A 23,243-nucleotide genomic window follows, 5' to 3' on the forward strand; every position below is an offset into this window, starting at 1 on the left:
CATGACAGCGATATTCGTTATGCGATCAGACGAACCCCTGACCCCAGCTCGATTTGTCGTAATTGCCGATATTGGGCAGCACCGTCGACATGTCGCCGTCCGACACGCCGAACCAGCGCGCCAGCGTCGACGCATATTGATCGACCGACATCGTCGGGATCAGCCGCCCCTGTCCCACGTCGTCCGGGGTGTTGGTGCCGACCAGCGGGGCGGTGCCGTACAGCCGCTTGCCCTTGACCGCGCCGCCCATCACGAAATGCATCGATCCCCAGCCATGGTCGCACCCATTGCCGTTCGACGGCAGCGTCCGCCCGAAATCCGAACCGGTGAAGGTCGTCACCTTGTCGGCGACGCCCAGCGCGGCGGTGGTGTCGTGGAACGCGCGCATCGCGTCGGCCAGTTTGCCGAGCAGGCGCGGCTGGTTCGATGCGAGATTGTCGTGCAGGTCGAACCCGCCCATCGACACGAAGAACACCTGGCGCTTCGTCCCCAGATCCCCCGAGATCGCGATCATCCGCGCGACCATCCGCAGCTGGTCGGCAAGGCCGTTATCGTCGGGGAATAGCGGGAAGTTCGCCTCCGGAACCCCCGCCAGACCGTTGGCGAGCTGGACCTGCGTATCCATCGCCCGCTTGTTGATCCGCGCATATTCGCCGCCGAACATGTGCGGATTGGTGTCGGTCATCATCTGGCGCAGCGTCTGCGCGGCGACGGTCGATCCATAGAGCGACGTGGCGTTGCGCAGCAGCGGGACGGGGCCGCCGGTGCCGACATTATACTGGATCGCGTTACGGCCCGACAGGAAGACGGCGTTGCCCGATGCGTTGATGCAGGTGACCGCCGACGTGCCGTTGCCCGACTGGAACAGATCGCCGATCCGGCCGCCCCAGCCCGAGCCGGCCCCTTCGGGGCTCGACGCCTGAAAGAAGCTCTGCTGGTCGTTATGGCTGAACAGCTTGGGCGGCAGGCGCACCGACTTGTTCTGATATTGCGCCTTGGTCGTCGGCTGGATCAGCGTGCCGACGTTCATCGCCACCGCCATCCGCCCGGCATCGAACAACGGGCCGAGCGGGGCCATCGCCGGTGCCAGCGCATAGGCCCGCCCGCCAAGGTCGGCGGTCGGCAGCAGGACGGTCGGTGCCAGCGCCTCGCGCGAGAAGGCGAGCGAGCTGCGCAGCGACGCATATTTGGCGTGGCTGGTCGGATCATAGGGGACCAGCGTGTTGAAATGGTCGTTACCGCCCGCAAGGAAGATGCAGACCAGCGCCTTGTAATCATTGGCGGTGGCCGCCGCCGCCTCGCCGATCGCGCCGAGGCTGGTGACGAACGGGGCTGCGACCCCGGCCACGCCGAACAGGGCGGAGCGTTGCAGGAACGCGCGGCGGGATACGTCGGTCAGGATGGTCGGAGCGTTCATTTCAGCACCAGATAATCGGGCGAGGCAAGGGTCAGCAGGATCGCGACCCCGGTTCGGTTGAGCGTGGCGTTGTTCGCGGTGAGCGGTATGCTGTCGACCGCGGCCCGGATCGACGCGAGCGTCGACGCGCGCAGCTGTCCGGCGGCGAGGATCAGGTTGACCTCGTCGACCAGCTTCGCGCTGTCCGACGCCAGCGCCATCATCGGCGCGTAATCCGCCTTGGTATCGCCGGTGCCGCCGCCGACCAGCGACTGCATGTAATTGATGTAGGCGATGTTGGTCTGTTCGCTCGACATCAGGAATTCGGGTGCGGTCAGCCCGGCCTGCACCATCGCCGTTCCCGGCGGGGTGAAGCCCGGCCGGACGAAGCCGAACACGCTGGCGGCGCGCCCGATGCCCTGCCCCAGCCGGGTGGTGGTGCTGGTCGTGTCGCCGATCGCCCATGCGTCGCTGGGCGAGGTGACGCCGAACGCACGCGCCCAGTTGGTCAGCCGCAGCACCGGTTCGCGCAGGCGGCCGGCGGTGGTGCTGGCCAGCGCGGCGGCTTCGTCGCGCGCTTCGGGGTCGAGCAGGATCGCGCGGATCACCGCTTTCATGTCGCCGCGCACGCCGCTGCCGTTATTGGCGAAGGCGGCGGAGACGCGCCCGACATAGGCGGGACTGGGGTTGGAGGTGACCAGCCGCTGGATCAGCTGCTTCGACACGAACGGCGCGACGTTGGGATGGCGGAAAATAACGTCGAGCGCCGCGTCGAGCGCGGCCATGCCGCCCCCCGATACCGTCGCGCCAAGGAAGGTCGCCGATCCGGTTTCGTTGTTCGCCGCGTTCAGGATCAGCGGCTGGCGCATCCGGTCGGGGGTCGTCGTATCGCTGCTGACAAGCTGCAATCCGGTGAAGATGCGGGCCAGCTGCGACACGTCGTCGAGCGTATAGGTTTCGAGCGCCTGTCCGTTCGACATGCGGACGGTGCCGTCCTGTTCGAGCTGATTCACGCCGAGCGTAAACAGCTGCATCAGTTCGCGCGCATAATTCTCGTCGGGCAGGCTGCCGGTCGACGGATTGCCCTTCTTGCTGTTCACGAACGTCAGGAACATGCCCATCGCCGCGTTCCGGCTGATCGCACCCAGCAGATCGCGGTAGTTGCCGAACGCGTTATCTGCCAGCACGTCGGTGTACGCCGCAACCGCCAGCGACCGCCAGCTGATGTTCAGCGCGCCCATGCCGACCACCAGATAGTCGAGCAGCGCCACCGTCACCCGTTGGCGCAGCGCATCGGGGCCGGCGATCACCTGCCGCCAGACGCTGGCGTCATAGCCGCTCTGGACGTTGATCTTGTTCGCCTCGGCATAGCCGTTGGCGACCATCCAGTCCCAGTGGCTGGTTGGGCGGGGGACCGCGAACTGTGCCTCGATCCAGCCGGCGATCCCGGTGTTCAGCACCGAATCGATGCCGGTGCGGGTCGCGCCCATCGTCGCCTGCGCCAGGAAGCGGCTGGCGCTGCGGGCGTTCAGGGCGGCGACGGTAGGGGTCGGGGTCGGCGTGGGGGCGGGCGTCGGCGTAGGGCTGGGGCCGGCGACGGTCACCGTGCCGGGGCCCGAGCCGCCTCCGCCCGAATCGCATGCCGCCAGCAAGGCGGCAGCGGCGACCACGCCGTGCTTCGCCGCGAAGCCCGAAGCGGGCAAGGCATCGACGGGCAGCGCCCGCGTCGCCTGTTCAGAAACCGGTGTCCGATCAGCGGTGTCGATGATCGTTTCGTCGCCCAACATGGCAATCCCCTGTACGCTGACGACGGGGATAGCGGCCTATGGTTGGGGAATGATTAACATGCGGATTTTCCTGCGGATTCATGGTTTACCGGCCGTTAACGCGACGGTTGCGCAGCCGTATCGAGCCCTGTGAAACCCCAAAAAAACGCCCCGGATCGCTCCGGGGCGTTTGCTGTTTCGATCGGGCCGTCGGGTCAGTCGACCTTGGGCAGGGTTTCGAACTGGTGGAAGGGCGGGGGCGACGACAGCGTCCATTCGAGCGTCGTCGCACCGTCGCCCCATGGATTGTCCGCCGCCTTGCGCCCGCCGATCAGCGAGATGACGACGTTGACGAAGAAGAACACCATGCCGATCGCCATGATGCCGTATCCGGCCGAGGCGATGTGGTTGAAGAAGGCATAGGCGTCCGGATAGTCCGGATAGCGCCGCGGCATGCCCTGCGCGCCGAGGAAGTGCATCGGGAAGAACATGACGTTCACGCCGATGAAGAACACCCAGAAGTGCAGCTTGCCGAGCAGTTCGTTGTACATCTTCCCCGACATCTTCGGGAACCAGTAATAGAAGCCGGCGAACAGCGCGAACACAGCCCCCAGCGACAAGACGTAGTGGAAGTGCGCAACGACATAATAGGTGTCGTGCAGCACGTCGTCGACGCCGCCATTGGCCAGCACGACGCCGGTCACGCCGCCGACCGTGAACATGAAGATGAACCCGATCGCCCACAGCATCGGCGTGGGGAAGCGCAGGCTGCCGCCCCACATCGTCGCGATCCACGAGAAGATCTTGATGCCGGTCGGCACCGCGATGATCATCGTCGCTGCGGTGAAATACATCTTGGTGTTCACGCTCAGGCCGGTCGTGAACATATGGTGCGCCCACACGACGAAGCCGACCGCACCGATCGCGACCATGGCATAGGCCATGCCGAGATAGCCGAACACCGGCTTGCGGCTGAACGTCGCGACGATGTGGCTGATGATGCCGAACCCCGGCAGGATCATGATGTAGACTTCGGGGTGACCGAAGAACCAGAACAGATGCTGGTACAGGATCGGATCGCCGCCGCCGGCCGGATCGAAGAAGGTGGTGCCGAACTTGCGATCGGTCAGCAGCATGGTGATCGCCGCGGCGAGCACCGGCAGCGCGAGCAGCAGCAGGAACGCGGTGACCAGCACCGACCACACGAACAGCGGCATCTTGTGCAGGGTCATGCCCGGCGCGCGCATGTTGAAGATGGTGGTGATGAAGTTGATCGCGCCCAGGATCGACGACGCACCGGCGAGGTGCAGCGACAGGATCGCCATGTCTACCGAGGGACCGGGCTCGCCATAGGTCGACAGCGGGGCATAGACCGTCCAGCCGGTACCCGCCCCGCCGCCGAACATCGTGCTGCCCAGCAGCAGCGCGAAGGCGGGGATGAGTAGCCAGAACGAGATGTTGTTCATGCGCGGGAACGCCATGTCGGGCGCGCCGATCATGATGGGCACGAACCAGTTGCCGAAGCCCCCGATCATCGCCGGCATGACCATGAAGAACACCATGATGAGGCCATGCGCGGTAATCAGCACGTTCCAGAAATGGAGCGCCTGATCGCCTTCATGTCCCGACAGCCATGGCAGCCACTGAATGCCCGGTTCGGCGAGTTCGAGGCGCATCACCCCCGAAATTGCCCCGCCGATAATCCCCGCGACGATCGCGAAGATCAGGTACAGCGTCCCGATATCCTTGTGGTTGGTCGACATGAACCAGCGGGCGAAGAACGCCGGCTTGTGATCGGCATCGTGGTGATGCGCGTCGTGGCCGTGCCCGTGCGCGTCGAACGCGTGGTGGCCAGAAAGGGCGGAATCGGTCATCTTACTGGTCCACGTTGCCGACGCCGCCGCCGTTGCCGGTGGCGCGCTGGGTGGAGGGAGAGGCGGCTTCGGTCGCGTTGACGACCGGCGTCGACGCGTCGCTGGCGGTGTTGCCGGCTTCCGACGTGGCGTCGGCGGCATCGGCACCCGGCTGCGGGATCACGGCGTTGCTGGGGGCGGCGGCCTGTGCCGGGCTGGGCAGCGTGCCGCCTTTGGCACGGATCCACTGGTTGAACTGCGCGACCGGCACCGCTTCGACCGCGATCGGCATGTAAGCATGGCGCGCACCGCACAGCTCGCTGCACTGGCCGAAATACAGGCCCGGCTTTTCGATGGTGAAGCTGGTTTCGTTCAGCCGTCCGGGTACCGCGTCGAGCTTGATCCAGAAGGCGGGCATCGCCCAGCTATGGATCACGTCGGTGGCGGTGGTGATCAACCGGATCGGCACGCCGACCGGCAGCACGATGCGATTGTCGACCGCGAGCAGGCGGGGACCGTCGGCATCGGTACGGAACCGCTGGCCCGGACCGACTTCATTGCGTTCCTTCAGCATGTTGGCGGTCACCGACACGCCGCCATAATCGGGATATTCGTAGGACCAGAACCACTGGTTGCCGATCGCCTTCAGCGTCACCGCATTGTCGGGCGCGGGCTTGAACTGGCGCGCGAGCAGCCCGATCGACGGTACCGCGATCGCGGCAAGGATCAGCACCGGGGCGGCGGTCCAGATGATTTCGATAACGGTGTTGTGCGACGTCTTCGACGGGACCGGGTTCGCCTTCTCCCGGAATCGGAACGCGACATAGCCGAGCAGGAACAGCACCAGCAGCGAGATGACGACGATCACCGGCATCAGGATGTTGTTGTGGAACGCCTTCCCCTCGCGTCCGTTCGGCGTGACCTGGGTCTGCAGGTCGATCATGCGGTCGGTCGGCTGGCCGATATTCGGTGTCGCGACCATGCGCGGCGATCCGTCGGCATTGAGCGTCGGGTCCTGCACCGCGGGCGGCGTCGGGGCCGCGGCGGTCGCCGGCGGCGTCACCTGTCCGGTCGGATTGGCCTCCGCCGATCCCGGCGGCGGTGCGCCTGCCTGCGGCGCGGTCGCTACCGCGCCGGTGCCCGGCGTTATTGCCGCTGGCTGCTGCGCATAGGCGGTTCCCGCCAATGCCGCGGCAGCCGCGTAAACAAACATCCTCATCCCAATGCTTCGCATCGTGTCGTGTCACCCCGTTACAAGTTATGCTGCACGCTTCTTGACCGGCGTGGTCGCATAGGGCGGGCGTTTGGAAACCCTAACCCTCCGGGCTATACGCGGCATGTCGCCCGGCCTCAAGCGATGGTTGCGAACGTACCCGGTGCCGGACTAATGCGGGGCGCGACGGCAACCGGCGGGATGACAGCCATGAACGACGACGCGATCCTCGACGAATTCCGGCAGGCGGAAGCGCTGCTGGAGGGGCATTTCATCCTGTCGTCGGGCCTGCGCTCGTCCCGCTATCTGCAATGCGCGCGCGTGCTGATGGACCCGCGCCGTGCCGCACGGCTGTGCGACGAACTGGCGGCCCGGTTGCCCGCCGATGTCCGCGACTCGATCGACGTCGTGATCTCGCCGGCGATGGGCGGGGTGATCGTCGGGCACGAGATGGGCCGGTCGCTGGGCGTGCCCGCCATGTTCCTCGAACGGCCGACCGGCACCTTCGAACTGCGCCGCGGCTTCCGCATCGATGCCGGCACCCGCGTGCTGATGATGGAGGATGTCGTGACCACCGGCCTGTCGTCGCGCGAGGCGATCGCCGCGATCGGGGCGGCGGGCGGCACGGTCGTGGCGGCGGCGTCGCTGGTCGACCGGTCGAACGGCGGGGCGGATATGGGTGTGCCGTTCTTCCCGTTGATCCGCCTCGACGTGCCGAGCTATCAACCCGATGCGCTGCCCGCCGATCTGGCGGCGATCCCGGCGATCAAGCCGGGGAGCCGCGCGGCATGAGCGAGCCACTGCGCCTCGGCGTCAACATCGATCACGTCGCAACCGTCCGCAACGCGCGCGGCTCGGGCTATCCCGATCCGGTACGTGCCGCGCTGCTGGCGGCGGAGCATGGCGCGGACGGGATCACCGCCCATCTGCGCGAGGATCGCCGCCATATTACCGACGACGATATCGCGCGGCTGTCGGCGGAACTGACCGTACCGCTCAACCTAGAAATGGCGGCGACCGACGAGATGCTGGGCATCGCGCTGCGCCATCGCCCGCACGCCGCCTGCATCGTGCCCGAAAAGCGTGAGGAGCGCACGACCGAGGGCGGGCTGGATGCGGCCGGGCAGCACAACACGCTGGCCCCGATGATGCGCGAACTGGGCGCTGCACGGATACGGGTATCGCTGTTCATCGAACCCGATGCGGAGCAGATCGCGGCGGCGGTGGCGCTCGGCGCACCGGTGGTCGAACTGCACACCGGCCGTTATGCCGAATTGTCCGGTAACGAACAGGTCGCCGAACTCCGACGTATCGCCGATGCAGCGGCGCTGGCGGCGAAGAACGGGATCGAGGTCCATGCCGGCCACGGCCTGACGTTCGACAATGTCGTGCCCGTCGCCGCGATCCCGCAGGTGCGTGAGTTGAATATCGGCCATTTCCTGATCGGCGAGGCGATCTTCGGCGGGTTGGGGCCGATGGTGCGGCGGATGAAGGATTTGATGGAAACCGCACGGTGAGGGCCGTGCAAATCCTCCCCAAGCGTGCTTGGGGAGGGGGACCGCCGCCGAAGGCTGTGGTGGAGGGGCGGCGCGTAGCGCCGGCTGCGCCGACGCCCCCTCCACCATGCTATGCATGGTCCCCCTCCCCATCTGCGATGGGGAGGATTTCATGATCGTCGGTCTTGGCTCCGATCTCTGCAACATCGACCGCATCCAGTCGTCGCTCGACCGGTTCGGCGATCGCTTCCTTCAGCGGGTCTTCACCGACGTCGAACAGGCGAAGGCCGCCAGGCGTCCCTTCACCCGCGCCGGTACGCTCGCCAAGCGGTTCGCCGCCAAGGAAGCCTTTTCCAAGGCGGTCGGCACCGGCTTTGCGCAGGGCGTGTTCATGCGCGACATCGGCGTCGTCAACGCCGCGTCGGGCGCGCCGACGCTGGCATTGACCGGTGGCGCGAAAGCGCGGCTTGACGCGATGATGCCGGCGGGCCACGTCGCGAAGGTGCATCTGACGATGACGGACGATCAACCCTGGGCGCAGGCATTCGTCATCATCGAAGCGGTGCCGGCAACAGAGTAGGACGTTCGATGGCCGATCATCTGGCGCTGGAGAACCAGGGAGTTCCCGCGTCGTCGCCGACCCCGGCGCCCGCCCACCATCATCCGCGCCGCGCGCGGCTCGACTGGAAGGGCGAAGTGCGCGGGCTGTTCTGGCTGTTGCTGGTGGTGCTGGGTTTCCACAGCTTCATCGCCAAGCCCTTCTACATTCCGTCCGAATCGATGCTGCCGGGGTTGCGGGTCGGTGATCGGCTGGTGGTGAGCAAATATGCCTATGGCTGGTCGTTCGTCTCGCCGACCATTCCCAATCCGGTGGCGATGTTCCGCGACATCGTCCTGCATCAGCCGCAGGATACGTGGAGCGTCCAGTTGCCGGCATGGCGTGGCCGGCTGTGGGGTTCGCTGCCCGAGCGCGGCGACGTGGTCATCGTCAAGCCTCCGGGAAGCAACACCGACCTTATCAAGCGTGTCATCGGCCTGCCGGGCGACCGGCTGGAGGTGGCGGGGGGTGTCGTCTACATCAACGACGTCGCCATCCCGCGCAAGGCGATGGGCGATGCGATGATCCCGGTCGACGCGAATACCCGCTGCGATCCCGATCAGTATCCGGGCGCGCTGGTGCAGACCGACAAGGGTGCGTTCTGTCGCCTGCCGATGTACCGGGAAACGCTGCCGAACGGGCGGCAATATGACACGATCGACTTCCGGTATTCGCAGGGCGACAATTTCGCGCCGATCGTGATCCCGGCCAACCACGTCTTCCTGATGGGCGACAATCGCGACAACAGCGCCGACAGCCGCTTTTCGGAAGCCGAGCGGGGCCTGGGCGGACCGGTGCCGTGGGAGAATATTGGCGGACGCGCCGAGTTCATCACCTTCTCGCTCGACGGCACGACCAGCCTGAACCCGGCGACTTGGTTCAGTTCGTTCCGCAGCGGCCGCGCGGGCACCTCGCTGGTGCCGGCGAGCGGAGCCGCGCAGTGAGCGACGTGACGCTGTACGACTATTTCCGGTCGTCGGCGGGGTATCGCGTCCGCATCGCGCTCAACCTCAAGCGCGTCGCCCATGACCGGGTCGAGATTTCGCTGGTGCAGGGTGAACAGCGCCGGGCCGAGCATCTGGCGCGCAATCGCCAGGGACTGGTCCCGGCGCTGGTGCTGTCCGACGGTACGGTGCTGATCCAGTCGCTGGCGATCCTCGACTGGCTCGACGGCACCTATCCCGAGCCGCGCCTGTTTCCGTCCGATCCGCTGGCGCGCGCGCAGGCGATGGCGCAGGCGCTGGTGATCGTCGCCGACATCCACCCGATCGACAATCTGCGGGTGTTGCAGCGGCTCGAAAGCCAGTTCGGGGCCGATGCCGGGGCCAAGGCGGACTGGTATCGCCACTGGATCGCGCTGGGGCTGGATGCGCTGGAGGCAAGCGCGCCGACCGACGGATTCTTCGGGGATACGGCACCGGGCGTGGTCGATTGCTGCCTCGTGCCGCAACTCTACAATGCGCGACGGTTCGAACTCGACCTGTCGCCATGGCCGAAACTGGTCGCGATCGACGCGCGGGCCGCGCACTTGCCCGCCTTTGCCGCCGCGCATCCCGACCGGGTGGCCGACCGGATGGCACCTGCGGCATGAGGCTGGCGAACGCCGGGCCAAGCGCGTAGGACGTCGCGCGACATGGTAAGCGATACCGAGGCCGTACGGGGTGGTCCCGACCTTGCCGGGCTGGAACCGATGGAGCGGTTCCGCCCGCGCTGGCCGCGTATGCTGGGTGCGGCGCTGTCGGCGCTGATGATCGTCGGGCTGGCGTGGGAGCTGTTCGACCATGGCTGGGCCGGGGTCGAACTGGCCGCGCCGGATTCGCCGTGGTTCTATGTGTTCTTCGCGCTTGCCTATCTCTCGCCGCCGCTGTTCGACTTCGTCATCTTTCGCGCACTGTGGCGGTTGCCGTTCGACGGCTTCGGGGCGCTGGTGCGCAAGCGGATCGCGAACGACGTCGTCATCGGCTATTCGGGCGACGTGTTCTTCTATGCCTGGGCGCGTGCCCGGCTGAAGATGGTGACGGCACCGTTCGGCGCGGTGAAGGACGTGACGATCCTGTCGGGGATCGCCGGCAATATCGTGACCGTGGCGATGCTGGCGGTGGCGCTGCCCTTTGCGTTCGAATTGTTCACGCCGCCGCAATTGCGGATGCTGGCATGGTCGGCAGCGGTCGCGGTCGGGATTTCGGGCGTGCTGCTGTTATTCTCTCGGCGGGTGTTTTCGCTGCCGGCACCGACGCTCGGCTGGATCTTCGGCGTGCATTGCACGCGCCTGATCCTCGGGTCGCTCGCCTTCGGCATCGCCAGCTATTTTGCGATGCCGCTGGTGTCGATCAAATGGTGGCTGTTCCTCGCCGCCGGGCGTCTCGTGGTGGCACGGCTGCCGCTGTTGCCGAACAAAGACCTTCTTTTCGCCAACTTCGCGATTATGTTCATCGGGCATGGCGAAGCCCTGTCCGACCTCGTCGCGTTCGTCGCGACCCTCACCCTGTTTACCCACGCGGTGTTGATGGCGGCATTCGGGCTTCCTGCGCTCGCAAGGAAAGAATGATGCAATTGCCCATGACGCTGCTCGGTGCGGCGTTGCTCGTCGCGACGCCCGCCGCCGCGCAATCGATCGGCGGCGATGCCGCCGCGTGCAACAGCGGGCAGGGACCGGCGATCCGCGTCAACGTCGTCGGGCTGAAGGACCGGACCGGCCGGCTGAAGCTGGAACTGTACCCGGCGAACGACGATGATTTCCTGAAGGACGATCACGATCTGCGCGCCGAAGGCAAATTCTTTCGCCGGATCTGGGCCGACATGCCCGCGTCCGGGGCGGTGCAACTGTGTATCCGCGCGCCATCGCCCGGCCGTTACGCGCTGCTGTTCACCCATGATCGCGACGGCCGCAACAAGTTCAATTTCATGCGCGACGGCGCGGGGTTTCCGGGCGCGGGCAAGCTCGGGCGCGCCCGGCCGAAGCTGGCACAGGCGATCGTCACCGTGCCCGCGGGCGTGACGACGACGACGGTGCGCGCCCAATATCTGCGCGGACTGGGCGGTTTCGCCCCGCTGGGCTGACCGATCCGATGCGCGTCGTCGACGTCAACGAATTCTATTCGCCCACCGGCGGCGGGGTCCGCACCTATATCGATCACAAGATGACGATCATGGCCGAACTGGGCCATGAACTGATCGTCATCGCGCCGGCCAAGCACAATGCCGTCGAGGAACGCCCCGGCGGCGGTCGCATCCATTGGGTGAAGGCACCGACGCTGGTCCTCGACCCCAATTACGGTATCTTCCTGCGCGGCGGGGCGATCCACGCGCTGCTCGACGAACTGCATCCCGACGTGGTCGAGGCGTCGAGCCCGTGGCGGCCTGCCACCATCGTCGCCGACTGGTCGGGCGATGCGGTGAAGGTCTATTTCGCGCATAACGACAATGTCGGTGCCTATCCGCTGCGCTGGTTCGAACGCATGGCCAGCCGGGAGCGGATCGAGGAGGCGTTCATGTGGTGGACGCGCTACATGGCGCGCTACCTTGCCAGGATGGATGCGTTCGTCACCAACGGCCCGGCCCTCGAAAAGCGCCACGCCGCACGCGGGCTGACGGTCCATGCGTCTATGCCGCTCGGCATTCAGCGCGGTTTCTTCTCGCCCGAACATCGCGACGAACAATTGCGCGCGTCGCTGCTCGAACAACTGGGCCTGCCGCCCGAGGGGCATTTGCTGCTGGGGCTGGGGCGGCACCATGCCGAGAAACGCTGGCCGATGATCTTCGATGCGGTCGAGATGGCGGGCGAGCATCTGCCGGTCGGGATGATCCAGATCGGCAGCGGCGTGCATACCCGCCGGCTGGAACACCGGTTGCGCAACAGCCCGCATATCAGGCTGTTCCGGCCGGTGTACGACCGGGTGCGGCTCGCCCGGATCATGGCCAGTTGCGACGCGCTGATCCACGGATCGGATGCCGAACCGTTCGGACTGGTCGGGCTGGAGGGTCTGGCGTCGGGCCTGCCGCTGATCGTACCCGACGAGGGCGGGTGCGCCGAGATCGCCGAGCCGGGCTTTGCCGAAACTTATGCCGCGCGCGATCCCCGATCGGCGGCGGACGCGATCGCGCGGCTGTTCGCGCGCGACTATGATGTGGTGAAGGCGGCGGCCAACGAAGCGGCGGCGCGGGTCAGGACCGATCGCGACCATACGATCGAACTAATGCGCTATTACGAGGGGCTGGTGGCGGAAAAGGCGCAGCGGTTTCCCGAATGGTTCGCTCGCGGCTGACGAGCGGGTTTCAAGCGGTTTTTCGGAAACTCGCGAAAGAGCGAGTTTCAGGCGGTACCGGCCCGCTCCCCCACCCGGCCACCCACACGGTATCCTCGATGGGTGGCCGGGTGGGGGAGCGGGCCGGTACCGCGAAATGCGTTTCGACGCATTTCCAAACGGCTTCTCAGGCGGCGTGCGCGACGTTCGCCCGCCGCGCCTGCTTGGCGGCGTAGAGCGCTTCGTCGGCCTGCTGCATCGCGCCCTGCAGGGTCGCCGATCCGGGCGGGCAGGGGGCGATGCCGATGCTGGCAGACCATGGCGGCAGGGTCGCCGGACCACGCGGCGCCGCAGCGAGGTGGCGGCGCAGTCCGGCCGCCAGCACCTCGTCATCGGCCGCGAACAGGATCACGAACTCGTCACCGCCCAGCCGGACTACATCGGCACCATGGGCATCGGTCCAGCGGTGCAGATGCGCGGCGAAATCGACCAGTAACCGGTCGCCCGTCGCATGGCCGCAGCGGTCGTTGACGCCCTTGAACCCGTCGAGGTCGATCATCGCCACCGCGCATCCCGCCATGGCCCGCTGGGGCTCGACCGTGCCCAGCCAGTGGCGGTTGCACAGCCCGGTCAGCCCGTCGCACGACGCCGCTCGACGCAACCGTTCCATCGCCAGCATCCCCGGCATTGCCAGCATCATCAGGTCCATCGCCAGCATCAGCACCGGCTGCGTCAGCCACAGCCATGTCGCCAGCACGTCCAGCGTCGAGCCCGGCGTCCATGCCGAGATCAGGACGGTGGCATAGCTCGGCAGATGGGCGATCTGCGCGATGCCGATCGCCTTCGCCCATGCCCCTGTCCGGCGGGCGACCGTCCCGACGATCAGCGCCACGCCGCAGCTGGCCAGCACGATCGTCAGCCCGATCCCGCCCGCCATCCGCTGCATCGACGCCCCGGCCGGAGTGGTCATGCCGGGCAGGGCGAGCGCGCTGGCGACATAGAGCAGCGGCGGCAACAGCAGCAGCAGCGTCATCCAGCGGCACCATGGCCGCAGCCCGGCGAAGTCGCGCAGCCCGGCAAAGGTGAGCACGGTCGCGGTGCTCGACGCCCCGAACAGCAGCGCGCCGACCGCCACCGGCACCGGCTGCGGCAATTCGTTGAAGCCGATGACGCCGACGACATAGACGAACCGGCTCGCCGCCCACAACAGCCAGAATTGTTCGCCCGGCTGCCGTCGCCACAGGCCGACGAACGTCGCCGCAAAGCACAGGCTGACGACGACGGCGCACAGGCTCAGCGTCGTTTGGTCGGGTACCTGAAACATCCTCCGGCTTTATCCTGTCCGCAAAATCGACGGGCAGGATTGCACGGGTGCGTTGAGAAACGATGAAAACCCGCTTAGCCGAGCGACTTCCCCACCTGTTCCAGCATATCCTTCGACAGGCCCGGCACCGACAGGATCCGTTCCAGCGCCGCGCGCATCAGGCCGCCGCGCGCACCGTCGAATCGCCGCCAGCGGGCCAGCGGCGGCAGCATCTTCGCCGCCGTCTGCGGATTGATCCGGTCGAGCGCGATCAACTGGTCGGCAAGGAAGCGATAGCCGGCACCATCGGCCCGGTGGAACGCCTTCTGATTCATGCTGAACGCGCCGATCAACGCGCGGGCACGATTGGGATTGGTCAGCGTGAAGTCGCGGTGGCCGGCGAGGTCGGCGACCTGTTCGAACGCATCGGCGCGCGTCGACAGCGCCTGTGTCGTGAACCATTTGTCGAGCACCAGCGCATTGTCGCGATACCGGTTGTAGAAGATGTCGAGCGCGGCGACGCGGTTGTCCGAGTCCGAGTTGACCAGCGTCATCAACGCGCCCTGCCGGTCGGTCATGTTGTCGGCCTGCCGGAACTGGGCAAAGGCGAGGTCGTCGGCATCGCTCGCCCCCGATGCCGCAATATAGCCCAGCGAAACCGTGCGCAGCCGGCGCTTGCCCTTGGCATCGGGCGTATATTCGAACGCTTCCGCTTCGGTCGCGGCATAGGCCGCGCGCCATTCGGTCAGCAGCGCGCGGCCGATATCGGCGCGCAACGCTTCGCGCGCGGTGAAGATCGCGTCGGGATCGACCACCCCCATCTGATCGCCGACGAAGCTGTCGGAGGGGAGCAATACCGCCTCTGCGACGAATGCCCGGTCGAGCCGGTCGTCGGTCAGCGTGTTGCCGACCGCCTCGACTACCGCCGCATGGTCGCCGTGCCCGCTCGCGACCGAGGCGACCAGCGTGTCGAGCATCAATTGCTGCATCGCTTCGTACCGGGCAAAGGGATCGTCGTCCTGCGCGCTGAGAAAGGCGAGGTCGGCCGATCCGCGATCGGTCTCGACGATGACCGGTGCCGAAAAGCCGCGATTGATCGACAGGACCGGGCGTTCGGCGACGGTTTCAAAGGTGATCGACCCCTGTTCCTCGTCGAGGATGAAGAGATGTTCGTCGCTCAGCGCGCGGCCGGTCTCCGCCCCGAACAGGCGAACGCGCAGCGGCAGCACCATCGGCAGCTTGGAGGTCTGGCCCGGCGTCGGCGGCACGGTCTGGGTCAGCGACAGCGTCGCCCGCCCGCCGCCGGCTTCGTGCGCCAGCGTCGCGGCGACGCGCGGGGTGCCGGCCTGCTGGTACCAGCGGCGGAACCGGGTCAGGTCGATGCCCGATGCGTCCTCCATCGCCACTACGAAATCCTCGCAGGTCGCCGCCGTCCCGTCATGGCGGCTGAAATACAGGTCGGTGCCGGCCCGGAACGCGGTCTCGCCCAGGATCGTCGCGATCATGCGGACGACCTCCGCCCCCTTGTTATAGATGGTGGCGGTGTAGAAGTTGCTGATCTCCTGATAGGAATCCGGCCGGATCGGATGGGCGAGCGGGCCGGCATCCTCGGGGAACTGCGATGCGCGCAGCGACCGGACATCCTCGATCCGCTTGACCGCCGCCGACCCCTGATCGGCGGAGAATTGCTGGTCGCGCAGGACGGTGAAACCCTCCTTCAACGACAGCTGGAACCAGTCGCGACAGGTGACGCGGTTGCCCGACCAGTTGTGGAAATATTCATGGGCGACGACGGCGGCGATGCCGTCATAATCATAATCGGTCGCGGTATCGGGATCGGCGAGGATGTAGCGGCTGTTGAAGATGTTCAGCCCCTTATTCTCCATCGCGCCGAAATTGAAATCGTCGACCGCGACGATGTTGAACACGTCCAGATCATATTCGCGGCCATAGACGCGTTCGTCCCATGCCATCGACGTCTTGAGCGCGCGCATCGCATGGTCGGTCTTGGCCAGATCGGGCGCACGTACCCAGATGCCGAGTTCCACCTCGCGCCCCGATGCGGTCACGAACTGCGCACGATTGGCGACCAGATCGCCGGCGACCAGCGCGAAGAGATAACAGGGCTTGGGGAACGGATCGGACCATTCGGCCCAGTGGCGTCCATCGTCCAGATCGCCCGCCGCCACCGGATCGCCATTGGCAAGCAGGACCGGAAACCGAGCCTTGTCCGCGGTCAGCTTCACCCGGTAGCGGCTGAGGATGTCGGGGCGGTCGGAGAAGAAGGTGATGCGGCGAAAGCCCTCCGCTTCGCACTGGGTGCACAGATTGCCGCCCGATGCGTAGAGACCCATCAACTGGGTATTGGCCTGCGGTTCGAGCTCGACCTCGGTCATGATTTCGTGCGCGTCGCCGGTCAGGTCGAGGACCAGCGCGCCGTCCTCCAGCCGCCAGTCGTTGCGCGGCGCGCCGTCGACCGCGACCGATAGCGGCGTCAGCCCGTCGCCGTCGAGGCGCAGCGGACCGGTGCCGTTCCGTTCGACCGACAGGGTGGCGCGCACGCGCGTGCTGCGGGGGTCGAGATCGAATTCCAGCGCGATCGACGGGACCTGCCATTCGGGCGAACGATAGTCGTCGCGACGGATGATCGGCGGAGCCATCGGAGTACGCGTCGCATCGACCATCATCTTCTCACCCGTTTCAATCGCGTTCGTGCCGTCGTTGCGTGGGGTCACGGCATTGGCTACGCCTGTATCTATGATCGCTTGTCGAAGGATTCCAATGTTCCGTCCAGCCTTGTTGCTCGGTCTCCTCATCAGCACCGCCGGAATTGCGCAGGATGCGCCGATCGCTCCGGCCTCCGCCCCCACTGCCGCCGAACTGACCACGCGTAACGCAGCGGTGAATGCCGAGCTGCCGGCGGCACAGGCGGCGATGAAGGCGCACGTCATGTTCCTTGCCAGCGACGCGATGCGCGGGCGCGATGCCGGGTCGCCCGAATATGCCATCGCCGCCAATTATGTCGCATCGCAATTCTATGCGGCGGGGCTGCGTCCGGCGGGCGATGACGGCAGCTATCTGCAGAACGTGCCGCTGATCCGCATGAACGCCGCCGGCAAGGGGCAGGTCAGCCTGAACGGCCAGGCGCTGACCTTTGGCGAGGAATATCTGCCGGGCATCAATCCGCAGGCAGCGGAATCGATGACCGAGGGCAAGGTCGTCTATGTCGGGTACGGTATCGTCCGGCCGGGTCGCGACGATTATGCCGGCGTCGATGTGCGCGGCAAGATCGTGGCGGTGGTGCGCGGCGCGCCCGACGGCCTCGACAGCGAGGAATCAGCGCATTTCGGCGGTATCGCGACGAAGGCGGCGATCGCCAGGTCCAAGGGCGCGGTCGCAGTAATCTCGCTCCAGACGCCCGACTCAGCGGCGCGCATGCCGATGTCGAAGATGGCATCGTCCTACGATAGTGCGAGCGTCAGCTGGGCCGCACCCGACGGTGCCGGCCATGTGATGGGCGGCGGCGCGCCGACCATCGCCAGCATCGGCGCGGCGGGTGCGGAGAAGCTGTTCGCCGGTTCGGGGACGAGCTGGGCCAAGGCGGCGGCTGCGCTGTCGGGCAAGGGCAAGTTCCGTGCGGTCGCGTTGAAGCCGACCATGGCCGTGACGATCAAGACCGCGATCACGCCGCTGCCCAGCTACAACGTTGCGGGCATCCTGCCGGGCAGCGACCGTTCGGTCGCGGCCGAAACCGTGGTGTTGTCGGCGCATCTCGACCATGTCGGCGTCGGCAGCCCCAATGCGAAGGGCGACACGATCTATAACGGCGCGATGGACAATGCGGTCGGCATCGCCTCGCTGATCGAGGAGGCCAAGCGGTTCAAGGCAGCAGGCAAGCCGCCGCGCCGCTCGATCCTGTTCCTCGCGGTCACTGCCGAGGAAAAGGGGCTGGTCGGCTCCGATTACTTCGCCAACCACCCGACGATCGAAAAGGCGCGGATCGTCGCCGACGTCAATCTCGACATGCCGATCATCACCTACAAGTTCACCGACGTCATCGCGTTCGGCGCGGCGCGGTCGACGCTGGGCGATATCGTCAAGCGGGCGGCGGCGCAGGCGGGGGCCAGCTTCTCGCCCGATCCGATGCCCGAAATGGCGCTGTTCGTGCGATCCGACCATTATCGCTTCGTACAGCAGGGGGTGCCGTCGGTCTTTCTGTGGCCGGGCACGTCGGGGCCGGGCAAGGCGGCCGTCGATGCGTTCTTCGCCAATAACTACCACAAGCCGTCCGACGAGGTGGTGCAGGGCCCGCCGATCGACTGGGAATCGGGCGAACGCTTCATCAACGTCAACTATCAGATCGCCCGCGACATCGCCGACGCCCCCGCGCGGCCGGCGTGGAACAAGGGCGATTTCTTCGGCACGCTGTATAACGGGTACGGCGCGAAGTGAGATGCGGGGAGCCGCCGCGCTCCCCCCATCCGCCGTCATCCCGGCGAAGGCCGGGATCCAAGGTTCCGCAAGCGCCGACGCGGGCGAACATGCGGCACGGTGGATCCCGGCCTTCGCCGGGATGACGAAGCAATGAATGTCTGTATCGAGGACTCCCATGCGCCTTCTCCCGCTCGCGCTGTTGCTGGCATCGACCGGTGCGCTTGCCCAAACGGCGCGAACCCCGCCGCTGACCCCCGACGAAGCGGCGATGCGGGCGCATGTCGCGTTCCTCGCCGCCGACGACATGAAGGGGCGCGAGCCGGGGACGCCCGAATATGACCGCGCCGCCGCCTATGTCGCGCAGCAGTTGCGTGCCGCCGGGTTGCAGCCGGGCGGCGACGACGGCAGCTTTCTGCAACGGGTGCCGCTGATCTTGGCGGTGCCGGCGGGGAAGGGCCGGATGACGGCGGCGGGGCGGCCGGCGCTGACCTTCGGTGCCGATTATCTGACCTCGACCAGTTTCCTCGAACCCGATCTGCGGCGCTCGGGCGAAGTGGTGTTCGTCGGGCAGGGCGTGACCGACGCCGCCAACGCCATCGACGATTATGCCGGGCTGGACGTGCGCGGCAAGATCGTCGCCTATCTCGATGGCGCGCCCGCCGGACTGCCGAGCGAGATCCGCGCGCATCTGGGCAGCGGCGATACCAAGCGCGCCAATGCCGCCGCGCATGGCGCGATCGGGGTGATCCGGGTCGACACCGACGAACCGTCGAAACGCTATCCAATCAGCTTTCTGATGTCGCTGTATCGCAGTCCGCGCCTGACCTGGGTCGGCAAGGACGGGCGCGCGCAGGTCGCCGGCAACAGCGCGCCGTCGATCGGGTGGTTGAGCGCGTCGGGCGCGGCCAAGCTGTTCACCGGATCGGCGATCGACTGGCCGGCAGTGTTGAAGGCGGTGGCGGCGGGCACGCCGGTGCCGCATGGGGCCACGGGGGTGCGGGTGACCACCCGCCAGCGTTCCCGGGTCGAGCGCTTCGACAGCAGCAACGTCGTCGGCATCCTGCCCGGCAGCGATCCTGCGTTGAAGGGGGAATATGTCGCGCTGTCGGCGCATCTCGACCATATCGGCGTTTCGACCGATCCGACGCTGCCCAAGGGCGCGGACATGATCAATAACGGCGCGATGGACAACGGCGTCGGCACCGCGGCGATGATCGAGGTCGCGAAACAATTCGCCGCCGATCCGCGCAAACCACGCCGCAGCCTGATCTTCGTCAGCGTGACGGCGGAGGAGAAAGGGCTGATCGGCAGCGAATATTTCGCGATGAACCCGACCGTGCCCAAGGGATCGATCGTCGCCGACGTCAATCTCGACATGCCGATCCTGTCCTATCGTTTTCAGGACATGGTCGCGATCGGTGCCGACCATTCGACGGTCGCGCAGGCCGTGGCGCGCGCGGCGGGCAAGCGCGGCATTGCGCTCAGCCCCGATCCCGAGCCGGAAGAGGCGATCTTCGTCCGGTCCGACCATTACAGCTTCGTCAAGGCAGGCGTGCCGTCGGTGTCGCTCGACACCGGCTGGGCCGGCCCCGGCAAGGCGGCGGTCGCCGATTTCCTCGAGAACCGCTATCACCAGCCGGGCGACGACATGCGCCAGACGTTCGACTGGACGGCGGGGCGGATCTTCGTCGCGATCAACCACGACATCGCGCTCGACCTCGCCGATGCCGACGACCGGCCGCGCTGGAACAAGGGCGATTATTTCGGGCTGTTGTACGACGGTTATGGCGCGAAATGAGCCGCCTTCTGATCTTCGGGATGGGGTACACGTCGCGGGCGATCGCCGCCCGGCTGGAGCGGCACGGTTGGCGGGTGGTCGGCACGACGCGCGACGGGCGTGACGGTACGATCGCTTTCGCCGATGACGATCGCGTGCGGTTCGAAGCGGCGCAGGCAACCGCGATCCTGTCCAGCGTGCCACCGGACCGCGACGGCGACCCGGTGCTGGAACGCTATCGGGACGTGCTGGACGGGCCGACGCTCGCCTATCTGTCGTCGACCGGGGTGTACGGCGATGCCAATGGCGGCTGGGTCGACGAAACCACGCCGATCGCCGGGCGGCGGGCCAACCGCAACGCGGCGGACGCGGCGTGGCTGGCACTGGGGGCGCGGGTGTTCCGGCTGCCGGGCATCTATGGGCCGGGGCGCTCGCCGCTGGAACGGGTCGTGGCAGGAGAGGCGCACCGGGTCGAACAGCCGGGGCAGGTGTTCAGCCGCATCCATGTCGCGGATGTTGCCAAAGGTGTCACGTACGGACTGTCTGCACCGGCTGGTTCGTATAATATATCCGATGATCTGCCAGCTTCGCAGAACGAGGTCGTCGAATATGCGGCGCATCTGCTGGGGCTGGACCGGCCGCCGTTCGTCGCGCTGGAGACGCTGAGTCCGATGGCGCGCGCCTTCTATGCCGAAAACCGGCGGGTGGCGAACGGCAAGGCGAAGCGGGTGCTCGGCTGGACGCCCGATTACCCCGATTACCGGTTCGGCCTGCGCGCCCTGAGCGCGACCACCAGCCCGGCCAGCGCCAGCACCGCCCCGGCCCCGGCCAGCGGCGACCAGCGATAATCCTCGAACAACGTCGACAACAGCATCGCGATAACCGGCACGACGACGCCGTTATAGGCCGCCTTGGCCGGGCCGATCGTGCGGATCAGCCCGAAATACAGGGTGAAGGCGACCGCCGACGCGACGATGCCGAGATAGAACAGCCCGGCGACATAGGTCCAGCGCCAGTCGAAGACCGGCGCACCGACGGTGAGGGTTGCATAGGTCGCATCCATCGTCGCGCCGATCAGCATCGCCAGCCCGAGCAGCGGCACCATCGGATAGGCCTTGGCGGTCGGGGTCGCCTGCATGACGTTGGCGACCGAGGCGGAGAACACGCCGGCCAGCGCGATGGCGAGGCCGATCAGCACCGCCGCGCCGTTTTCGGGATGCTCGCGCGCCTCATGGACGAACAGCAGCGCCACGCCTGCCAGCGCGATCGCCGATCCGACCAGCAATTGCCGCCCCATGCGCTGACCCAGAAGGATGCGGGCAAGGATCGAATTGGGCACGATCAGCAGCGCATACATCAGCGCGACCAGCCCCGAGGTGACATATTGTTCGGCGCGGTAGACGAAATTGAAGTTGAGGCAGAATTGCGCGAGGCCGAGACCGGCGGCGAACAGCAGCCCGCGCCGGTCGACCGCGATCCGGTCGCCGCGCCGCCATGCCCAGAGCAGCATGACGACACCGGCGATCAGGAAGCGATAGGTCACCGACCATGACGCGGGCACCACGCCCAGTTGATCGCGGATCACGATCCACGTCGATCCCCAGATCAGGGTGACGATGCCGAACGGGACCAGTACCGCCGGCGTCGCCGAACGGGGGACGTCGGTCACAGCGCGGCGATCGCGTCGGCAAGCGGGCGGACGGTCGCCGCATCCTGATCCCAGGCGACGACCAGCCGTGCCTGTCCGACCCCCCAGTCGTAGAAATCGAAGCCCTGACCGCGCAGGCCGGCGGCTTCGTCGGCGGTCAGGTGCAGGAACACCTCGTTCGCCTCGACCGCATGGACCAGCCGGTCGCCCGCCGCCTGTGCCAGCATCGCCGCACCGGCATTGGCGGCGCGGGCGTTGGTCAGCCAGACATCGCCGTCGAGCATCGCCAGCAACTGCGCGGCGAGGAAGCGGCCCTTCGACGCGAGCAGGCCGGCGCGCTTGCGGCGATAGCGGGCGACCTTCGCCAGTTCGGGGCGGAAGAAGACCAATGCCTCGGCCGACATGCCGCCATTTTTGATGAAGCCGAACGACAGCGCGTCTACGCCGGCTTTCCACGTCACCTCGGCGGGCGTGCAGCCGAGATACGCGACGGCATTGGCGAACCGTGCGCCGTCCATGTGCAGGCCGAGACCGTGCGCGCGGGCGAGCGCACCGATCGCGGCGACGTCGTCGGGGGTGTAGACCCGGCCGGCCTCGGTCGCCTGCGTGATCGAGATGGCGTGCGGCTGCACTTGATGCACGTCGTCGCGGATCGTCGCGAGATATGCCTCGATCGTGGCGGGCGCGAGCTTCGCGCCGTCGCCGCCCAGCAGCATCAGTTTCGCGCCATGGGTATAGAATTCGGGCGCGCCGCCTTCGTCGTTCTGGATGTGGGCGTCCGCGTGGCAGACGATGCCGCCATGCGGCGGGCACATGGCGGTCAGCGCGAGGCAGTTGGCGGCGGTGCCCGATGGCACCCACAATATCGCGACCTCGCAGCCGAACACGTCGCCGAACCGCGCGTCGAGCTGGGCGCTTAGCCGGTCGCCATCATAGGCGGTATCCTGTCCGTTGGCGGCGACGATCGCGTCGAGGACGGCTGGGCAGGCGGGGGCGGCGTTGTCGGAAAAGAAGCGCATGGCAATGCCTTGGGCGGACGGGGGGCGGGGGTCAACCGGGGTGGGTTGTATCGGGGGCCGGCTTGGCATCCCGTCACCCCGGACTTGATCGAGACCTCTGCGAAAGTCGCGAGCTTCGCCAAAAACGCACCGTACCCCCGCGCAGGCGGGGGTCCAGAGCCAAGCAGAACAACGGCTTGCGCCTGGAACCCTGGACCCCCGCCTGCGCGGGGGTACGGCAGGGGGCGGGAGTCGGGACTTTCGCCTAGGTCCCGTCTTGATCCGGGGTCTCGGTTCTGTTCTTTCTTGGGACGATGCGGGTGTGCGGGCCGTACCAACAGCGCGACGCCGTAGCCCGCATTGACGGCAACGTGGCGATCTGACCTCGCCATGTCCTCTGTTTTTCGACGACGGAGAAGAAGCGGGACCCCTCTGAGTTCACAAACGAAGTGCAACACCTGAGACAGGTGCTGCCATGTCCATCTACCGTCAGTTATCGCTCGAGGAACGGTGTTCG

19 protein-coding genes are annotated in these 23,243 nt (G+C 66.9%); 11 read left to right on the forward strand and 8 right to left on the reverse strand.

All coding sequences use genetic code 11. The features are described from left to right. Positions 1-25 precede the first annotated feature (25 nt). The 4 genes from ASE50_RS10190 to coxB form a co-directional block, all read right to left on the reverse strand. Positions 26-1,417, reverse strand: a complete 1,392-nt coding sequence (locus tag ASE50_RS10190; RefSeq protein WP_056399495.1) for a DUF1501 domain-containing protein — start codon at positions 1,415-1,417, stop codon at positions 26-28. Beyond that, the gene (locus ASE50_RS10195) at positions 1,414-3,183 is read right to left on the reverse strand and encodes a DUF1800 domain-containing protein (RefSeq protein ID WP_082438945.1); all 1,770 of its coding nucleotides are present in this window, start codon (positions 3,181-3,183) and stop codon (positions 1,414-1,416) included. Before ASE50_RS10195 ends, ASE50_RS10190 begins: the two co-directional genes overlap by 4 nt. A 194-nt stretch (positions 3,184-3,377) precedes the next feature. Continuing rightward, the gene (gene ctaD, locus ASE50_RS10200) at positions 3,378-5,036 is read right to left on the reverse strand and encodes a cytochrome c oxidase subunit I (RefSeq protein ID WP_055996667.1); all 1,659 of its coding nucleotides are present in this window, start codon (positions 5,034-5,036) and stop codon (positions 3,378-3,380) included. A gap of 1 nt (position 5,037) precedes the next feature. Further along, positions 5,038-6,234, reverse strand: coding sequence for a cytochrome c oxidase subunit II (gene coxB, locus ASE50_RS10205; protein ID WP_056399496.1), 1,197 nt, complete (start codon positions 6,232-6,234; stop codon positions 5,038-5,040). Between the two features lie 204 nt (positions 6,235-6,438). Here coxB and pyrE point away from each other — a divergent pair, with 204 nt between their 5' ends. The 8 genes from pyrE (at position 6,439) to ASE50_RS10245 (ending at position 12,587) form a co-directional block, all read left to right on the forward strand. After that, entirely contained in the window at positions 6,439-7,020 is a 582-nt protein-coding gene (gene pyrE / locus ASE50_RS10210) for an orotate phosphoribosyltransferase (protein ID WP_056399597.1), read from the forward strand. Further along, positions 7,017-7,745, forward strand: a complete 729-nt coding sequence (locus ASE50_RS10215; RefSeq protein ID WP_056399499.1) for a pyridoxine 5'-phosphate synthase — start codon at positions 7,017-7,019, stop codon at positions 7,743-7,745. Before pyrE ends, ASE50_RS10215 begins: the two co-directional genes overlap by 4 nt. A 151-nt stretch (positions 7,746-7,896) precedes the next feature. Then, on the forward strand, positions 7,897-8,304 hold the full coding sequence (gene acpS / locus ASE50_RS10220) for a holo-ACP synthase (protein WP_056399500.1): 408 nt from the start codon (positions 7,897-7,899) through the stop codon (positions 8,302-8,304). A gap of 8 nt (positions 8,305-8,312) precedes the next feature. Then, the gene (gene lepB / locus ASE50_RS10225; protein WP_056399501.1) at positions 8,313-9,266 is read left to right on the forward strand and encodes a signal peptidase I; all 954 of its coding nucleotides are present in this window, start codon (positions 8,313-8,315) and stop codon (positions 9,264-9,266) included. Continuing rightward, positions 9,263-9,913, forward strand: coding sequence for a maleylacetoacetate isomerase (gene maiA / locus ASE50_RS10230; protein ID WP_056399502.1), 651 nt, complete (start codon positions 9,263-9,265; stop codon positions 9,911-9,913). The genes lepB and maiA overlap by 4 nt, the downstream gene beginning before the upstream one ends. Before the next feature lie 42 nt (positions 9,914-9,955). Beyond that, entirely contained in the window at positions 9,956-10,870 is a 915-nt protein-coding gene (locus ASE50_RS10235) for a hypothetical protein (RefSeq protein ID WP_056399503.1), read from the forward strand. Then, complete coding sequence (locus tag ASE50_RS10240) at positions 10,867-11,382, forward strand: DUF2141 domain-containing protein (RefSeq protein ID WP_414882066.1); 516 nt, start codon at positions 10,867-10,869, stop codon at positions 11,380-11,382. The genes ASE50_RS10235 and ASE50_RS10240 overlap by 4 nt, the downstream gene beginning before the upstream one ends. 8 nt (positions 11,383-11,390) lie before the next feature. Next, entirely contained in the window at positions 11,391-12,587 is a 1,197-nt protein-coding gene (locus ASE50_RS10245) for a glycosyltransferase (protein ID WP_056399504.1), read from the forward strand. 166 nt (positions 12,588-12,753) lie between these two features. On the opposite strand, the gene ASE50_RS10250 is transcribed toward ASE50_RS10245, so the two are convergent. Together ASE50_RS10250 and pepN are read right to left on the reverse strand one after the other, a co-directional pair. After that, positions 12,754-13,890 (reverse strand): sensor domain-containing diguanylate cyclase, encoded by a 1,137-nt coding sequence (locus tag ASE50_RS10250; RefSeq protein WP_056399506.1) that lies wholly within the window; start codon positions 13,888-13,890, stop codon positions 12,754-12,756. 74 nt (positions 13,891-13,964) lie between these two features. Next, a complete protein-coding gene (gene pepN, locus ASE50_RS10255) occupies positions 13,965-16,553 on the reverse strand; it encodes an aminopeptidase N (RefSeq protein WP_056399603.1) in 2,589 nt (862 codons plus the stop codon). A gap of 97 nt (positions 16,554-16,650) precedes the next feature. Here pepN and ASE50_RS10260 point away from each other — a divergent pair, with 97 nt between their 5' ends. From ASE50_RS10260 to ASE50_RS10270, 3 genes are all read left to right on the forward strand, one after another. After that, complete coding sequence (locus ASE50_RS10260) at positions 16,651-18,321, forward strand: M28 family metallopeptidase (RefSeq protein WP_056399512.1); 1,671 nt, start codon at positions 16,651-16,653, stop codon at positions 18,319-18,321. A gap of 157 nt (positions 18,322-18,478) precedes the next feature. Further along, entirely contained in the window at positions 18,479-20,101 is a 1,623-nt protein-coding gene (locus tag ASE50_RS10265) for a M28 family metallopeptidase (RefSeq protein WP_056399515.1), read from the forward strand. After that, complete coding sequence (locus ASE50_RS10270) at positions 20,098-20,928, forward strand: hypothetical protein (RefSeq protein ID WP_056399517.1); 831 nt, start codon at positions 20,098-20,100, stop codon at positions 20,926-20,928. The genes ASE50_RS10265 and ASE50_RS10270 overlap by 4 nt, the downstream gene beginning before the upstream one ends. On the opposite strand, the gene ASE50_RS10275 is transcribed toward ASE50_RS10270, so the two are convergent. Together ASE50_RS10275 and ASE50_RS10280 are read right to left on the reverse strand one after the other, a co-directional pair. Continuing rightward, positions 20,838-21,749 (reverse strand): DMT family transporter, encoded by a 912-nt coding sequence (locus ASE50_RS10275; RefSeq protein WP_056399521.1) that lies wholly within the window; start codon positions 21,747-21,749, stop codon positions 20,838-20,840. The two genes, ASE50_RS10270 and ASE50_RS10275, sit on opposite strands and share 91 nt — an antisense overlap. Further along, positions 21,746-22,747, reverse strand: a complete 1,002-nt coding sequence (locus ASE50_RS10280) for a threonine aldolase family protein (protein WP_056399524.1) — start codon at positions 22,745-22,747, stop codon at positions 21,746-21,748. Before ASE50_RS10280 ends, ASE50_RS10275 begins: the two co-directional genes overlap by 4 nt. Between the last annotated feature and the right edge of the window lie 496 nt (positions 22,748-23,243).

The organism is Sphingomonas sp. Leaf5 (genome assembly GCF_001421155.1).
Lineage (GTDB): Bacteria > Pseudomonadota > Alphaproteobacteria > Sphingomonadales > Sphingomonadaceae > Sphingomonas.

Excerpts from the sequence above, each read along its gene's own strand:
- pyrE (WP_056399597.1), top strand. The coding sequence starts at position 6,439 with ATGAACGACGACGCGATCCTCGACGAATTCCGGCAGGCGGAAGCGCTG.
- pepN (WP_056399603.1), bottom strand. The coding sequence starts at position 16,553 with ATGGTCGATGCGACGCGTACTCCGATGGCTCCGCCGATCATCCGTCGC.
- ASE50_RS10280 (WP_056399524.1), bottom strand. The coding sequence starts at position 22,747 with ATGCGCTTCTTTTCCGACAACGCCGCCCCCGCCTGCCCAGCCGTCCTC.
- ASE50_RS10250 (WP_056399506.1), bottom strand. The coding sequence starts at position 13,890 with ATGTTTCAGGTACCCGACCAAACGACGCTGAGCCTGTGCGCCGTCGTC.
- acpS (WP_056399500.1), top strand. The coding sequence starts at position 7,897 with ATGATCGTCGGTCTTGGCTCCGATCTCTGCAACATCGACCGCATCCAG.
- ASE50_RS10265 (WP_056399515.1), top strand. The coding sequence starts at position 18,479 with ATGCGCCTTCTCCCGCTCGCGCTGTTGCTGGCATCGACCGGTGCGCTT.
- coxB (WP_056399496.1), bottom strand. The coding sequence starts at position 6,234 with ATGAGGATGTTTGTTTACGCGGCTGCCGCGGCATTGGCGGGAACCGCC.
- ASE50_RS10195 (WP_082438945.1), bottom strand. The coding sequence starts at position 3,183 with ATGTTGGGCGACGAAACGATCATCGACACCGCTGATCGGACACCGGTT.
- ASE50_RS10190 (WP_056399495.1), bottom strand. The coding sequence starts at position 1,417 with ATGAACGCTCCGACCATCCTGACCGACGTATCCCGCCGCGCGTTCCTG.
- lepB (WP_056399501.1), top strand. The coding sequence starts at position 8,313 with ATGGCCGATCATCTGGCGCTGGAGAACCAGGGAGTTCCCGCGTCGTCG.
- ASE50_RS10245 (WP_056399504.1), top strand. The coding sequence starts at position 11,391 with ATGCGCGTCGTCGACGTCAACGAATTCTATTCGCCCACCGGCGGCGGG.
- ASE50_RS10240 (WP_414882066.1), top strand. The coding sequence starts at position 10,867 with ATGATGCAATTGCCCATGACGCTGCTCGGTGCGGCGTTGCTCGTCGCG.
- ASE50_RS10215 (WP_056399499.1), top strand. The coding sequence starts at position 7,017 with ATGAGCGAGCCACTGCGCCTCGGCGTCAACATCGATCACGTCGCAACC.
- ASE50_RS10260 (WP_056399512.1), top strand. The coding sequence starts at position 16,651 with ATGTTCCGTCCAGCCTTGTTGCTCGGTCTCCTCATCAGCACCGCCGGA.
- ASE50_RS10270 (WP_056399517.1), top strand. The coding sequence starts at position 20,098 with ATGAGCCGCCTTCTGATCTTCGGGATGGGGTACACGTCGCGGGCGATC.
- ctaD (WP_055996667.1), bottom strand. The coding sequence starts at position 5,036 with ATGACCGATTCCGCCCTTTCTGGCCACCACGCGTTCGACGCGCACGGG.
- ASE50_RS10235 (WP_056399503.1), top strand. The coding sequence starts at position 9,956 with ATGGTAAGCGATACCGAGGCCGTACGGGGTGGTCCCGACCTTGCCGGG.